General features: G+C 68.4%; 6 protein-coding genes. 5 read left to right on the top strand and 1 reads right to left on the bottom strand.

What is annotated here, in order from left to right:
• Window positions 1-395: 395 nt before the first annotated feature.
• Window positions 396-3,110, top strand: coding sequence for an aconitate hydratase AcnA (gene acnA, locus AB0C62_RS31740; protein ID WP_362979029.1), 2,715 nt, complete (start codon window positions 396-398; stop codon window positions 3,108-3,110).
• A 505-nt stretch (window positions 3,111-3,615) separates the two neighbouring features.
• Window positions 3,616-6,894 (top strand): GH92 family glycosyl hydrolase, encoded by a 3,279-nt coding sequence (locus AB0C62_RS31735; protein WP_362979027.1) that lies wholly within the window; start codon window positions 3,616-3,618, stop codon window positions 6,892-6,894.
• Window positions 6,895-6,983: 89 nt separating this feature from the next.
• Here the strand turns inward: AB0C62_RS31735 and AB0C62_RS31730 are convergent, their stop codons facing one another.
• Window positions 6,984-10,721 (bottom strand): GH92 family glycosyl hydrolase, encoded by a 3,738-nt coding sequence (locus AB0C62_RS31730; protein WP_362979059.1) that lies wholly within the window; start codon window positions 10,719-10,721, stop codon window positions 6,984-6,986.
• A gap of 571 nt (window positions 10,722-11,292) precedes the next feature.
• On the opposite strand from AB0C62_RS31730, the gene ngcE reads away from it, so the two are divergent.
• Genes ngcE through AB0C62_RS31715 form a run of 3 tightly spaced genes read left to right on the top strand, consistent with a single transcriptional unit; the run spans window position 11,293 to window position 14,665 of the window.
• Window positions 11,293-12,744 carry an N-acetylglucosamine/diacetylchitobiose ABC transporter substrate-binding protein gene (ngcE, locus tag AB0C62_RS31725; RefSeq protein ID WP_362979025.1) on the top strand — a complete coding sequence of 484 codons (1,452 nt, stop codon included), beginning with the start codon at window positions 11,293-11,295 and terminating at the stop codon, window positions 12,742-12,744.
• Window positions 12,745-12,778: 34 nt separating this feature from the next.
• Window positions 12,779-13,711, top strand: a complete 933-nt coding sequence (locus AB0C62_RS31720; protein ID WP_164375119.1) for a sugar ABC transporter permease — start codon at window positions 12,779-12,781, stop codon at window positions 13,709-13,711.
• Between the two features lie 15 nt (window positions 13,712-13,726).
• Complete coding sequence (locus AB0C62_RS31715) at window positions 13,727-14,665, top strand: carbohydrate ABC transporter permease (protein ID WP_362979023.1); 939 nt, start codon at window positions 13,727-13,729, stop codon at window positions 14,663-14,665.
• Window positions 14,666-14,845 lie beyond the last annotated feature (180 nt).

Raw genomic sequence — 14,845 nt, 5'->3', positions numbered from 1 at the left:
CGAGGCGCATCGCGAGCGGGCGCCGGTCGCGGCGGAACCGGCGGCGCGCGTCGGTCGCCGCGGAGGTCGCCACCGGTGTGCCGGGCCCCGACAGGGTGGCGGCTCGACCGCGACGGGCGCGGGCCGCACCCGGAGTCGCCGGGGGCGTGGCGTTGTCGTGGACACGGCATGGTGACGGCTCCGCGCGGACATGAGGGCGCCCGGACATGACCTGCCCGCCCCCATGTACTAGAGTTATCTCGACATCGAGATATCTGCCGAGGCGTACCGCGGCCGCACAGCGTCGCCGATCCGACGGTAAGGCTTACCTAACTTAGCCTGACCTTAGCGGATTGGCCGGAACGTCGTGGCGGCAGGATGCGGTGGGAACGCGCACATCAATGAAGGAGACTGTCGTGTCGGCGAACAGCTTCGACGCCCGCAGCACGCTGCAGGTGGGCGACGAGTCGTACGAGATCTTCCGGCTGGACAAGGTGGAAGGCTCGGCTCGCCTTCCGTACAGCCTGAAGGTGCTGCTGGAGAACCTGCTCCGGACCGAGGACGGCGCGAACATCACCGCCGACCACATCCGGTCCATCGGCAACTGGGACTCCCAGGCCCAGCCCAGCCAGGAGATCCAGTTCACGCCCGCCCGCGTGATCATGCAGGACTTCACCGGCGTGCCCTGCGTCGTCGACCTCGCCACCATGCGTGAGGCCGTCAAGGAGCTCGGCGGCGACCCGGCCAAGGTCAACCCGCTCTCCCCGGCCGAGCTGGTCATCGACCACTCCGTCATCGCCGACAAGTTCGGCACGAAGGAAGCCTTCGGCCAGAACGTCGAGCTGGAGTACGGCCGCAACAAGGAGCGCTACCAGTTCCTGCGCTGGGGCCAGACCGCCTTCGACGACTTCAAGGTCGTCCCCCCGGGCACCGGCATCGTCCACCAGGTGAACATCGAGCACCTGGCCCGTACCGTCATGGTCCGCAACGGCCAGGCGTACCCGGACACCCTCGTCGGCACCGACTCGCACACCACGATGGTCAACGGCCTGGGCGTCCTCGGCTGGGGCGTCGGCGGCATCGAGGCCGAGGCCGCGATGCTCGGCCAGCCGGTCTCCATGCTCATCCCGCGCGTCGTCGGCTTCAAGCTCACCGGTGAGCTCACCCCCGGCACCACCGCCACCGACCTGGTCCTCACGATCACCGAGATGCTGCGCAAGCACGGCGTCGTCGGCAAGTTCGTCGAGTTCTACGGTGAGGGTGTCGCCGCCACCTCGCTGGCCAACCGCGCCACCATCGGCAACATGTCGCCGGAGTTCGGCTCCACCGCCGCGATCTTCCCGATCGACGGCGAGACGATCAAGTACCTCAAGCTCACCGGCCGCTCCGAGCAGCAGCTCGCGCTCGTCGAGGCGTACGCCAAGGAGCAGGGCCTCTGGCTCGACCCGGCCGCCGAGCCCGACTTCTCCGAGAAGCTGGAGCTCGACCTCTCCACGGTCGTCCCCTCGATCGCCGGCCCGAAGCGCCCGCAGGACCGCATCGTCCTCGCGAACGCCTCCGAGCAGTTCAAGAGCGACGTGCGCAACTACGTCGCCGACGACGACGAGGCGGGCAAGGAGTCCTTCCCGGCCTCCGACTCCCCGGCCGCCGCCAACGGCGTCCCCTCCAACCCGGTCCAGGTCACGGCCCCCGACGGCTCGACCTACGAGATCGACCACGGTGCGGTGACGGTCGCGGCCATCACCTCCTGCACCAACACCTCGAACCCGTACGTCATGGTCGCCGCCGCGCTCGTCGCGAAGAAGGCCGTGGAGAAGGGCCTGACCCGCAAGCCGTGGGTCAAGACCACCCTCGCCCCGGGCTCCAAGGTCGTCACCGACTACTTCGACAAGGCGGGGCTCACCCCCTACCTCGACAAGGTCGGCTTCAACCTGGTCGGCTACGGCTGCACCACCTGCATCGGCAACTCCGGCCCGCTGCCGGACGAGGTCTCCAAGGCCGTCAACGACCACGACCTCGCCGTCACCTCGGTCCTCTCCGGCAACCGGAACTTCGAGGGCCGCATCAACCCCGACGTCAAGATGAACTACCTGGCCTCCCCGCCGCTGGTCGTCGCGTACGCCCTCGCCGGGTCCATGAAGGTGGACATCACCAAGGACGCCCTCGGCACCGACCAGGACGGCAAGCCGGTCTACCTGCAGGACATCTGGCCCTCCGAGGCCGAGGTCAACGACGTCGTGGCGAACGCCATCGGCGAGGACATGTTCAACAAGTCCTACCAGGACGTCTTCGCGGGCGACGCCCAGTGGCAGGCGCTGCCGATCCCCGAGGGCAACACCTTCGAGTGGGACGCGCAGTCGACCTACGTGCGCAAGCCCCCTTACTTCGAGGGCATGACGATGGAGACCACCCCGGTCTCGGACATCGCCGGCGCGCGCGTCCTCGCCAAGCTCGGCGACTCGGTCACCACCGACCACATCTCCCCGGCCGGTGCGATCAAGGCCGACACCCCCGGAGGCAAGTACCTCACGGAGCACGGTGTCGAGCGTCGTGACTTCAACAGCTACGGCTCGCGCCGCGGCAACCACGAGGTCATGATCCGCGGTACGTTCGCCAACATCCGCCTGCGCAACCAGATCGCGCCGGGCACCGAGGGCGGCTACACCCGGGACTTCACGAAGGACGGCGCCCCCGTCTCCTTCATCTACGACGCCTCGCGCAACTACATCGACCAGGGCATCCCGCTGGTCATCCTGGCGGGCAAGGAGTACGGCTCCGGCTCGTCCCGCGACTGGGCCGCCAAGGGCACCGCGCTCCTCGGCGTCAAGGCCGTCATCGCCGAGTCCTACGAGCGCATCCACCGCTCGAACCTCATCGGCATGGGCGTCCTGCCGCTCCAGTTCCCGGAGGGCGCCACGGCCGAGTCCCTCGGCCTGACCGGCGAGGAGACCTTCTCCTTCACCGGTGTCGAGGAGCTCAACAACGGCACCACCCCGCGCACGGTGAAGGTCACCACCGACACCGGCGTCGCGTTCGACGCGGTCGTGCGCATCGACACCCCCGGCGAGGCGGACTACTACCGCAACGGCGGCATCATGCAGTACGTGCTGCGCAACCTGATCCGCAACTGAGCGGTCGGTCTGAGCGAACAGAGGGCCGCATCCCCGTCCGACGGGGGTGCGGCCCTTCGCGCTGCCCGGCTACCGCCCGCGACGGCGACGCCCGGCGGGGCGGGCCGTCAACGGGCCTGCCCCACCGGGCGGGTGGATACGGGGAAGCTCAGGGCGGACCAGGCGGGTGGGTTCGGGCCCGCCCGGTCCGCGAGCCCGGACAGATCGGGGGGAGTCCTGCCCGGGATGGTGCGGCTTGTGACGACCAGCGAGCGCGACAACGTTGTCTGCTTGGTCTGCGCCTGACTCTACCGCCTCAACGGACAACGATGTCAAGGAAGTTGACGGACATCCCGGCCGCCCCGTCGGCCACACCGGCCCCTGCGCGCCGCACCGACGCGGCAGGCGACGGGCGCGTCCCCCGCGGCGCAGGCGGTCTTCCGTGGTACCCGTGGCGCACGTTACTGTCCCAGCGGCTTGTGCGACCCGTGGTGCGCGACCCGTCCGAAGGAGGAGGGGCCGCGTCATGCGTTTCCGTCCGTCAACCGTCCTGCTGGCCGTCGCCCTGACGGTCGCCGGCGCCACTCCGGCGCTCGCCGCACCCCCGACCGGTCCACCGGACCTCGTCCGGGACCCCACCGTCCACGTCGACCCGCTCATCGGCACCAAGAACGGCGGCAACGTCTTCCCCGGCGCCGTCACCCCCTTCGGCATGCTCTCCTGGAGCCCCGAGAACACCCGCGGGGACGCCACCCGCACCGCCGCGCCGGGCGGCTACCAGTACGACGCCACCCGCATCCGGGGCTTCAGCCTGACCCACATGTCCGGCACCGGCTGCGCGGGCGGCAGCGGTGACATCCCCTTCTTCCCGTACGCCGGCGAGGTCACCTCCTCCCCGGCGAGCGACACCAAGGACGCCGTCTACGCCGCCGACTTCACGCACGCGGACGAACAGGCCGAGCCCGGCCACTACCAGGTCGGCCTCGCCTCCGGGGTGAGCGCCGATCTCACCGCCACCGCGCGCACCGGCTCGGGCCGCTTCACCTTCCCCGAGGACAAGCCCGCCTCCCTGCTGATCCGCACCGCCAACTCCGAGGTCGGCTCCACGGACTCGACCGTGCGGATCGACCCGAAGACCCGCACCGTCTCCGGCTCCGTCACCTCCGGCAACTTCTGCGGCTACCTCGACCCCGAGGGCCAACGCTCCTACTACACCCTGTACTTCACCGCCCGATTCGACCGCCCCTTCAAGACGACCGGCACCTGGCAGGACGACCGGCTCAGCCCCGGGTCCACCGAGGCGAGCGGCGGCACCGGCGGGTTCGCGCAGGGCGGCCGTCCCGTCGCGGGCAAGGGTGCCGGCGGCTATGTGCAGTTCGAGCCCGGCGCCGACCCGGTGAACGTCAAGGTCGGGATCTCCTACGTCAGCCAGGCCGGCGCCGCGGCCAACCTCGCGGCCGAGAACCCCCCGAACCGCTCCTTCGCCTCCGTCCAGAACGCCGCCCACCGCGCCTGGCGGGACCGGCTCGGCGCGATCGGCGTCGGTGGCGGCACCGACAGCGACCGCACCACCTTCTACACCGCGCTCTACCACTCCCTCCTGCACCCGAACGTCATCAGTGACGTCGACCGCAGATACCGGGGCGCCGACGACAAGGTGCACACCGTGGGCCGGGGCCACGCCGCCCAGTACGGCACCTTCTCCGGCTGGGACGTCTACCGCTCCCAGGTCCAGTTGCTGACCCTGCTCGACCCGGACACGGGCTCCGACATCGCTCAGTCCCTGCTCGAACTCGCCCGGCAGAACGGCGGGGTCTGGGATCGCTGGCTGCACGGCGCCAGCGGCACGCACGTCATGAACGGCGACCCGTCACCGGCCGCCCTCGCCGGCATCCGCGCCTTCGGCGGCACCGACTTCGACCTGCGCGGCGCGCTCGACTCCCTGGTGAAGGCGGCCACCGTGCCGACCGAGGGAGACCTGTCCTCGGCGGGCAAACCCGTCCTCTCGGTCGGTCAGCGGCCCTCCCTCGACAAGTACCTCGACCACCACTACATGCCGTCCGTGACCAACGCCTGGGGCGGCGCGGCCGAGACCCTGGAGATGTCCGGCGCCGACTTCGCCATCTCCCAGCTCGCCACCGCGGCGGGCGAGAGGAAGACCGCCGCCGACTTCGCCGAACGCTCCCAGTGGTGGCAGAACAACTTCAACATCGCGGCCGACCCCGGCGGCGGCTACGTCGCCAACCGCAAGGCCGACGGCAGTTGGGTCACGGGCTTCACGCCGGCGACCGGCAACGGCTTCGTCGAGGGCACGGCCGCCCAGTACACCTGGATGGTGCAGCACGACCCCGCGGGCCTCTTCGCCGCGATGGGCGGTCGCGACAAGGCCCTCGAACGCCTCGACACCTTCTTCCACGACGCCGACGGCGGCTGGGCGTTCACCGGCAGCGGCGGCGACAAGTCCGAGCTGGACAACGAGCCGTCGATCAACGTCCCCTACCTGTACGACTACGCGGGCGCGCCGTACAAGGCGCAGGAGACGGTCCGCGCCGCGATGACACAGCTCTGGTCGACGAAGCCCGAGGGCATCCCCGGCAACGACGACCTCGGCGAGATGTCGTCCTGGTACGTCTTCTCCGCGCTCGGCATGTACCCCCAGGTCCCCTCCCGCGCCGAACTCACCCTGGCCTCACCGCTGTTCCCGAGGATCGAGATCGACCGCCCCGGCCGCGCCGACATCGAGATCCGGGCCCGGGGCGCGGCGGCGGACGCCCCCTACGTCCGGTCGCTGCGCGTCGACGGCCGTACCAGCGACCGGCCCTGGCTCCCCGCCTCCTTCGTCCGCGAGGGCGGCACGCTGGACTACACGCTGTCCGGCACGCCCGACACGGCCTGGGGCAGCGCCGAGAAGGCGGCGCCGCCCTCCTTCCGCACCGGTGAGCAGCCGTACCAGATCGGGGTCGGTCCGACGGCTGCGACGCTGGCGCCCGGCGGCACCACCGCGCTCGACATCCGCGCCCTCGCGCTGAGCGGCGGCACCGGACCCGACGTGCGCTTCCACGTGGACACCCCCGACGGCGTGACGGCCACACCGGCCGAGGGCACGGTCACCGACGGCGCCCAGCGGATCACCCTCACCGCCGCGGACGACGCCGAGCAGGGGTTCTACGACGTCAAGGTCACGGTGACCTCCGCCGACACCTCGTACGCGCAGCCCGTGGCCCTGACCGTCGCCGCCCCGGGCTCCCTGCTCGCGGCGTACGACAACACCGGGGTCTCCGACGACGCCGGTGACCACGACGAGGCCGACTTCGACGGCGGCGGCTGGAGCTACTCCCGGCAGGCCCTCGCCGACGCGGGCCTGACCCCCGGTCGGCCGGGCACCGTGGACGGTCTCACCTTCACCTGGCCCGATTCGCCCCCCGGCCGCCCCGACAACGCCTCGGCGACCGGCCAGACCATCGAACTGGCCGACCCGGCCGCCCGGTTGTCCTTCGTCGGCAGTGCCGTCAACGGCAACCAGGAGAGCCACGCGACCGTCACCTACACCGACGGCGGCACCGACTCCGTCGACCTGGCCTTCACCGACTGGACCGTCGGCGGAGGAGGCGGCACCGTCCAGTACGGCAACGCCACCGTGGCCAAGGCCGCGTACCGCAACGTCGCCGGCGCGGACAAGGACCCCGTAGCCACGTACGTCTTCGCCACCAAGCCCTTCGAGGCCCCGGCCGGCCGCACCGTCAAGAGCGTCAAGCTCCCGGACAACGCGGACCTGCACGTCTTCACCCTCGCCGTGAACAAGTGAGGCCGTAGAGAGAAGAGTTGATCCGTCCGGAACGCGGGGCGGGCCCGGAGTCTCCTCCGGGCCCGCCCCTTTCCGCCGTGCCGTACGCGTCAGGCGAGCAGTTCCACCTCCGCGAGGGTCGCCGCGTCGTCGAGGACGAGTCGGTAGTGGGCGTAGGAGCCCGGATGGGCCACGGTGAACGCCCGGGTCTGCTTGTCCCAGGGGAAGGACTCACCGGACCGCTTGTCGAGGTCCTTCCACGTCGTGCCGTCCGAGGAGCCCTGGAGCGTCCAGCCGGCCGGCGCCTTCGTGTGGTCCGATGAGGTCAGCGTGTACTGCACCCCCTTGGTGGCGTCGCCGGCCGGCAGGTCCACCGAGGTGACGGCGGCGTCCGTGGCCGAGGTGTTGTCGAAGAGCGGGCCGTCACCCTTGAGGGTGTCCGAACGCGGCGACGGCGCCTTGTCGTCCTGGGTGATCGACGGAGGAGCCGCGTTCTTGCCGGTGCCCCACGAGGACGGCTTCGCGCCCATGTCGAACTCCAGGACGCCGCCCTTCGAGATCAACGAGTGGGGGAGCGAGGTCGAGGTCCAGCGCTTGCCGTCGACCCGCACACCCTGCACGTAGATGTTCTTCGCGCTGTTGCGCGGGGCCTTGATCACCAGGTCCCGTCCGTTCTCCAGGTGGACGGTCGCCTTCGTGAACAGCGGGGAGCCGATGGCGTACTCGCCGCTGCCCATCACCAGCGGGTAGAACCCGAGCGAGGAGAACAGGTACCAGGCCGACTGCTCGCCGTTGTCCTCGTCGCCGTGGTAGCCCTGCCCGATCTCGCTGCCCGCGTAGAGCCGGGAGAGGACCTCGCGGACGTTCTTCTGCGTCTTCCAGGGCTGCCCGGCCGCGTCGTACATGTAGTTGACGTGGTGGGCGACCTGGTTGGAGTGCCCGTACATGCCCATCCGGACGTCCCGGGCCTCGGTCATCTCGTGGATGACACCGCCGTAGGAACCGACCACGTCCGGCGAGGCCGTCTCCGGGGTCGCGAAGTACGTGTCGAGCTTGTCCGCGAGCGCGGAGCGGCCGCCGTACAGGTTGGCCAGCCCACGTGAGTCCTGCGGGGCGGTGAAGGCGTAGCCCCAGCCGTTGGTCTCCGTGTAGTCGTAGCCCCACACACGCGGGTCGTACTTCGCGGAGTCGACCCGCCAGTCGCCCTTCGCGTCACGGCCCTGGAAGAAGCCGGCCTTGGAGTCGAAGAGGTTGACGTAGTCCTGGGCGCGGTTGAGGAAGTAGTCCGACTCCTCCTTGTAGCGCTTCTCGCCGGTCTTCCTGTAGAGCGCCCGGCCCATCTCGGCGATGCCGTAGTCGTTGTTGTAGCCCTCCATGGCCCACGACAGGCCCTCGCCCGTGTCGGTGCTCGTGTAGCCGAGGAAGGGGGAGGTGGTCATGCCCTTGCGGCCGACGCCGGAGGTCGGCGGGACGACCGTCGCGTTCTTCAGGGCCGCCTCGTAGGCGGCCTTGGCGTCGAACTTGACCCCCTTGACGTACGCGTCCGCGAACGCCACGTCCGAGGAGGTGCCCGTCATCAGGTCCGCGTACCCGGGGGAGGACCAGCGCGAGGTCCAGCCGCCGTCCTTGTACTGCTGCACGAACCCGTCGACCATCTCGCCCGCCTGACCCGGTGTCAGGAAGGAGTAGGCCGGCCAGGTCGTCCGGTAGGTGTCCCAGAAGCCGTTGTTGACGTACACCTTGCCGTCGACGATCTTCGCGCCGGTGTGGGTCGGAGTGTCCGGGTTCGGCATGGGCGCGAACGGCGAGGCGTACTGGTACGTCGAACCCACCTTCTCGAAGCCGGAGTTCGGGTACAGGTACAGCCGGTACATGCTGGAGTACAGCGTCGTCAGCTGGTCCGGGGTCGCGCCCTGGACCTCGACCTTGCCGAGCAGCCGGTCCCACTGCTTCTGTGCCCCGGCCTTCACGGCCGCGAACGAGGTGCCGTCCGGGATCTCCTGGCGCAGGTTGTCCTTGGCCTGGTCCACGCTGATCAGCGAGGTGGCCAGGCGCAGCGTGACGGAGTGGTCGGCGCCGGGCTTGAACTTCATGTAGCCCTTGACGCCCTTGGAACTGCCCTCGGTGACGGGGGCGTCGAAGACCCCGTAGACGAAGAGCCGCGTGGCGCCGGTCGACAGGCCGGACTTCACGTCCGAGTAGCCGGTGACCACGCCCGCGTCGCTGTCGAGCGTCAGCCCGGCCTGCTCGGTGACGTTGTCGAACACGACGTTCGCGTCGTCACCGGGGTAGGTGAAGCGCAGGGCCGCCGCGTGGTCCGTCGGCGCCATCTCCGCCTTCAGCCCGTTCTCGAAGGTCACCCCGTAGTAGTACGGCCGCGCTGTCTCGTTCTCGTGCCGGAAGGCCAGCTCGCGGGCGTCCCGGGCGGTGTCCGGGGTCCCGGCCGCGACGGACGGCATCACCTGGAAGGTCTGCCGGTCGCCCATCCACGGGCTCGGCTCGTGGCTCGCGCTGAACGCCTCTATGGTCGGCAGGTTGTCCGCGTTGTTCGCACGTGCGTAGTCGTACAGCCAGCTGAGCGATCCCGCGTTGGTCACCGGCGTCCAGAAGTTGAAGCCGTGCGGGACGGCCGTCGCCGGGAAGTTGTTGCCGCGCGAGAAGCCGCCGCTGGAATTGGTGCCGCGGGTGGTGAGCGCGTAGTCGGACAGATGCGCCTTGGGCTTCTCGGGGGCGGCCGTCTTCAGCGAGACGTCGTCCAGCCAGCCGCGGAACTTCGCGGGGCCCTTCGGCGAGTCGTACGCGAGGAGGATCCGGTCGACGGTCTTCCCGGCCGCGACGGAACCGATCCGCGAGGTCACGTTGTTCCACTGGTTGACGTACAGCACCTTGGACGCGCCCTGGCCCTGCGGGGTGAGCGCGAACCCGTGCTGGTCCACGGCGTTCAGCCCGCTCAGCGACGTGCCGTCGGTGAAGACCAGGTCCACGGACACGTTGGTCGCGTCGTAGTCCCGGTCACCGTCCGCCATCGCGGGGAAGATCCGGTACCCCAGCTCGGTGTCCCGGCCCACGCGCACGTTCACGTCGAAGACCTTGTTGTACGAGTACGCCCGGCCGTCGCCCTTGTGGGTGCCGGCGTAGCGCAGGGCCCGCTTGCCGGTGAAGCCCGCGCCCGCCTTCGCGGTGGGCGATCCGCTCGGACCGCGGTCCACGAGCGAGAGCATGTCCTTGGGCGTCGGGTCGTCGCTCTGCCCGGTCGAGAACTGGACGTCGGCGAGCTGGAGTATGTCGCCGCCGTTGTTCTTCGTGACGTCGAGCCGGAAGTGCTGGTACTCGACCGGGCTCGCGATGTCGTACGACTTCGTCTGGAACCGCTCGCCGAAGGTCTCCCCCGAGCGGGTGTCGAGGGTCTTCCAGTCCTTGCCGTCGGTGGAGCCCTGGAGGGTCCAGTCCTTCGGGTCGCGCTCGTCGTGGTCGTTCGCGGAGGTGAGCGCGTACGTGACCACCTTGACCGGCGCGTCCAGGTCGAACTCCGCCCAGCCGGTGGTCTCGAAGGTCAGCCACTTGCTGCTGGGCTCGCCGTCGACGAGGTTCTCCTTGACCTCGCCGCCGCCGGTGTTCTCGTCGCTGGCACGCACGTCGGTGACGTGATCGGTCACGTTCCCGGGGATGCCGCTGCTGTAGCCGCCGTCGACACCGGAGGATCGCTTCGTCCCGTCCGGTGCCGTATCCACCGTGTTGATCCAGTCCGGTGCCGGATCACCCGATTCGAACGACGAGGTGAAGTCCCGGTCGGGTGCCGCCGCTTGGGCCGGCAGGGCGACCGCCACGCCCTGCGCGGCGGCCACCAGCGAAAGTGCCGCCACCCCCAGTGCGACCGGGGAAAGCCGTCCGGCGCGACCCGTGGAACTCCGTCTGTACCGAGCTCTCTGCTGCATGCCCGAGCCCTCCCAAGACATCGACAACGTTGTCAATTTCAGTACGCAAGGACCATTGGTGCGTCAAGTTGTCTGTGCTGTCAAGGGTGTTGGATGTGGCATCCGGGGTGAATGCGTGCGACGAACCAGGCATTGGTTCCATTGCGGGAGGTTGGCCCCCTGGGGGCCTTCGTCGGGGTGATCCGTGGCTGCCCCATATTTCCGGGAGGTCTCAACTCGGAAAAGACCGACGGGCAAACCTGCATTCGATCTTGCTCCGTTGGCGGGAAGTGGACTATACCTGTCGCGTCCGGCCAGTCGTTCGACTGGCTCTGGACAGGCAGGACCCAGGGGGGGAATTCGAGGGCCGGCGGACCGTGGTCGATACACCTACCGCCGATTCGTCCCAGCGAATCCCCCATGCACGACCCCAGCTTGACCTAACCGCGGTGCCGGGGAGGATCCGGTTCACCGCCTGAGTCCTGGAGAAGGCGAGGACTTGAGCATGGGATCCACTTCCGCCGAGAACAGCAGCCCCGAGGGTGTCGGCCGCCGTGACCTCATCAAGAGGTCGGCCGCACTTGGTCTGATCTCCGTTCCGACGATGAGCTTCCTGTCCGCGTGTGCGAGCGGCGGGGGAGACGACGACAACTCCGGAGACAAGGGCACCGGCAAGACCAGCAAGGACAACCCCTTCGGCGTGAAGAAGGGCGGCGGCAAGCTCGACGTCGTCGTCTTCAAGGGCGGCTACGGCGACGAGTACGCCAAGGCATGGGAAGCGGCCTTCGACAAGAAGTGGGGCACCAAGAGCGCCCACACCGGCACCCAGGAGATCACCGGCAAGCTCCAGCCGCGCTTCAACGGCGGCAACCCGCCGGACATCGTCGACGACTCGGGCGCCCAGCAGATCAAGCTGGACGTGCTCTACAAGAGCGGCCAGCTCCTCGACCTGGCCGCCGTGCTCGACGCCCCGTCCATCGACGACCCGAGCAAGAAGGTCCGCGACACCCTGATCCCGGGCACGCTGGACCCGGGCCTCCAGGGCGGCAAGGTCGTCTCCCTGAACTACATCTACACGGTGTGGGGCCTCTGGTACTCCGGCAAGCTCTTCAAGGAGAAGGGCTGGGACGTCCCCAAGACCTGGGACGACTTCCTCGCCGTCTGCAAGGACGCCAAGTCGCAGGGCATCGGCGGCCTCGCCCACCAGGGCAAGTACCCGTACTACATCAACGTCGCCATCATGGACCTGATCGCCAAGAAGGGCGGTCTGGACGCCATGAAGGCGATCGACAACCTGGACCCCAAGGCGTTCGTCGGCAGCGACGCGGCCCAGGCAGCCGTCGAGGCGATCTACGAGATCGTCGAGAAGGGCTACCTGATGCCGGGTACGAACGGCCTCACCCACACCGAGTCGCAGACCCGGTGGAACCAGTACAAGGCCGCGTTCATCACCTGTGGTTCCTGGCTGGAGAACGAGCAGCTCAAGCAGACCCCGGACGACTTCGACATGAAGTTCATGCCGATGCCCAACCTGCCTGACAGCGCCCTGCCGTTCGAGGCGATCCGGGCCGGCTCCGGCGAGCCGTTCATCATCCCGTCGAAGGCCGCGAACCTGCCCGAGGCCAAGGAGTTCATGCGCTCCATGCTCTCCAAGGAGTGGTCGACGGTCTTCGCGCAGAAGGCCAACTCGCTCACCATCCTCAAGGACGGTGTCTCCGACGGCGTGCAGCTGCGTCCCGGTACGCAGTCCACGGTCGAGGCCTCCAAGGCGGCCGGCGACAACACGTTCAACTACCTGTACCCCAACTGGTACAGCGAGATGGGCACCTCCATCGAGAACGCGTCCAACGAGCTGATGTCGAAGCGCATTCAGCCGAAGGAATGGCTCAAGCGGGCCCAGGCGGCGGTCGACAAGGCGGCCAAGGACCCGGAGTCCAAGAAGAACCACCGCGACTGATCACGTAAACCCGGCACACCAGGGGCAGGATGCCATGCGAAAAGGGCAGTACCGGTTCGTCGCGGGGTTTCTCCTCGCACCTTTGGCGCTGTATCTGATCTTCGTGATCTGGCCATACATACAGACCATCGGCTACTCCTTCACCGACTGGAAGGGTCAGTCGCAGACGTTCAGTTTCGTCGGCCTGGACAATTACAAGGCGCTGTTCCAGGACGACGTATTCCTCGGAGCGATCTGGCACAACATCCTGTTCCTGGTGTTCATCCCGGTGATCACCATCCTGCTCGCCCTCTTCTTCGCCTTCATGGTGAACGCGGGCGGGCGGGGCGGCGCCGGTGGCGTGCAGGGCGTCGCCGGCTCGCGCTTCTACAAGATCGTGTACTTCTTCCCGCAGGTGCTGTCGCTCGCGATCGTGGCGGTGCTCTTCGGAGCCCTCTACCGCAGTGACGGCGGCGGGCTGCTCAACGGCCTGCTCATCAAGCTCGGCCTGGTCGACGTCAACAACCCCATCGAGTGGATGAACGAGCCCAACCTGGTGCTCTGGTGCCTGATGGCGGTCGTCGTCTGGCACGGCGTCGGCTTCTACCTGGTGCTGTTCTCCGCCGCCATGCAGTCCATCCCGAAGGACATCTACGAGGCCGCGCTGCTCGACGGCGCGAGCCGCACCCACACCTTCTTCCGGGTCACCCTGCCCCTCCTCTGGGACACGGTGCAGACCGCCTGGGTCTACCTCGGCATCATCGCGATGGACATGTTCGTCCTCGTCTCGACCATGACCCAGGGCACGGGGTACGGCGGCGGACCGGACCACCACAGCGAGGTCATGGCGAACGTCATGATGCGCAACTTCCTCTACTACGGAAGGAGCGGCTACGCCTGTGCCATGGGCGTCGTCATGCTTCTTCTCACCCTGATCCTGTCCGTGGTCACGCTGCGCGCCACCCGCCGCGAGCGCATCGAGTTCTGAGCGGGAGACACGACTATGAGCGCACCCATCACGGAGCCGACGAAGGTCGACGGCGCCGGAGTACCCCCGCAACGAACCGTGAAGAAGGCCCCGCCCCGGCCGGGCGACAAGCGCACCGAGGGAATGGCCCTCAACGTCTTCTCGCACGGCTTCCTGGCCCTGTGGGCCATCCTGATCATCCTGCCGCTGCTCTGGCTCGTCCTGAGCTCCTTCAAGACCGACGCGCAGATCGGCGGGTCGGCTCTCGGCTGGCCGTCCAACTGGCAGCTGGACGTCTTCAGCAGGGCCTGGAACAAGGGCATCGGCGACTACTTCGCCAACACCCTGATCGTGCTGGTCTTCTCGGTCCCGCTGACCATGCTCCTCGGGGCGATGGCGGCGTACGTCCTGGCCCGCTACGACTTCCCCGGCAACCGGGCCATCTACTTCTTCTTCGTCGGCGGGGCCATGTTCCCCGTCTTCCTCGCCCTGGTCCCGCTGTTCTTCATGGTCAAACGCCTCGACATGCTGAACTCGTACCAAGGTCTGATCCTGGTGTACGTCGCCTACTCGCTGCCGTTCACCGTGTTCTTCATGCACGCGTTCTTCCGAACGCTGCCCGGGGCGGTCTTCGAGGCGGCGGTTCTCGACGGGGCCTCGCACACCCGGGCGTTCTTCCAGGTCATGCTCCCGATGGCCAAGCCCGGACTGCTCAGCGTCGGCATCTTCAACGTGCTGGGCCAGTGGAACCAGTACATCCTGCCCTCGGTGCTGATGCAGCCGCAGAGCAGTTCGGACCCGGAACGCTACGTCCTCACGCAGGGACTCATCCAGCTCCAGCAGCAGCAGGGATACGCCACCGACCTTCCCGTCCTCTTCGCGGGCGTGACGATCGCGATGATCCCGATGCTCATCGTGTACCTGTCCTTCCAACGCCAGGTACAGGCCGGCCTCACCTCGGCGACGCTCAAGTAGCCCGCCGCCTTCCACGCGTACGCCACCTCCGTCCCGCGGGGGTGGCGTACGCGTGTCCGGACGGTGACGGAAATCGAACAAGACTGGACGGACCCGATTTCCGTCAAGGACTTGACTGCGGTAACCCGTTCAGCGGAGCTTGGAGTTCACAACTTGTAAGTGACCGGCGTCCCGTTGCTG

Origin of the sequence: Streptomyces sp. NPDC048643 (assembly GCF_040650615.1) — a bacterium.
Lineage (GTDB): Bacteria > Actinomycetota > Actinomycetes > Streptomycetales > Streptomycetaceae > Streptomyces.
The sequence above is the reverse complement of the archived record's forward strand: the minus strand, read 5'-3'. Positions and strand labels throughout refer to the sequence as shown.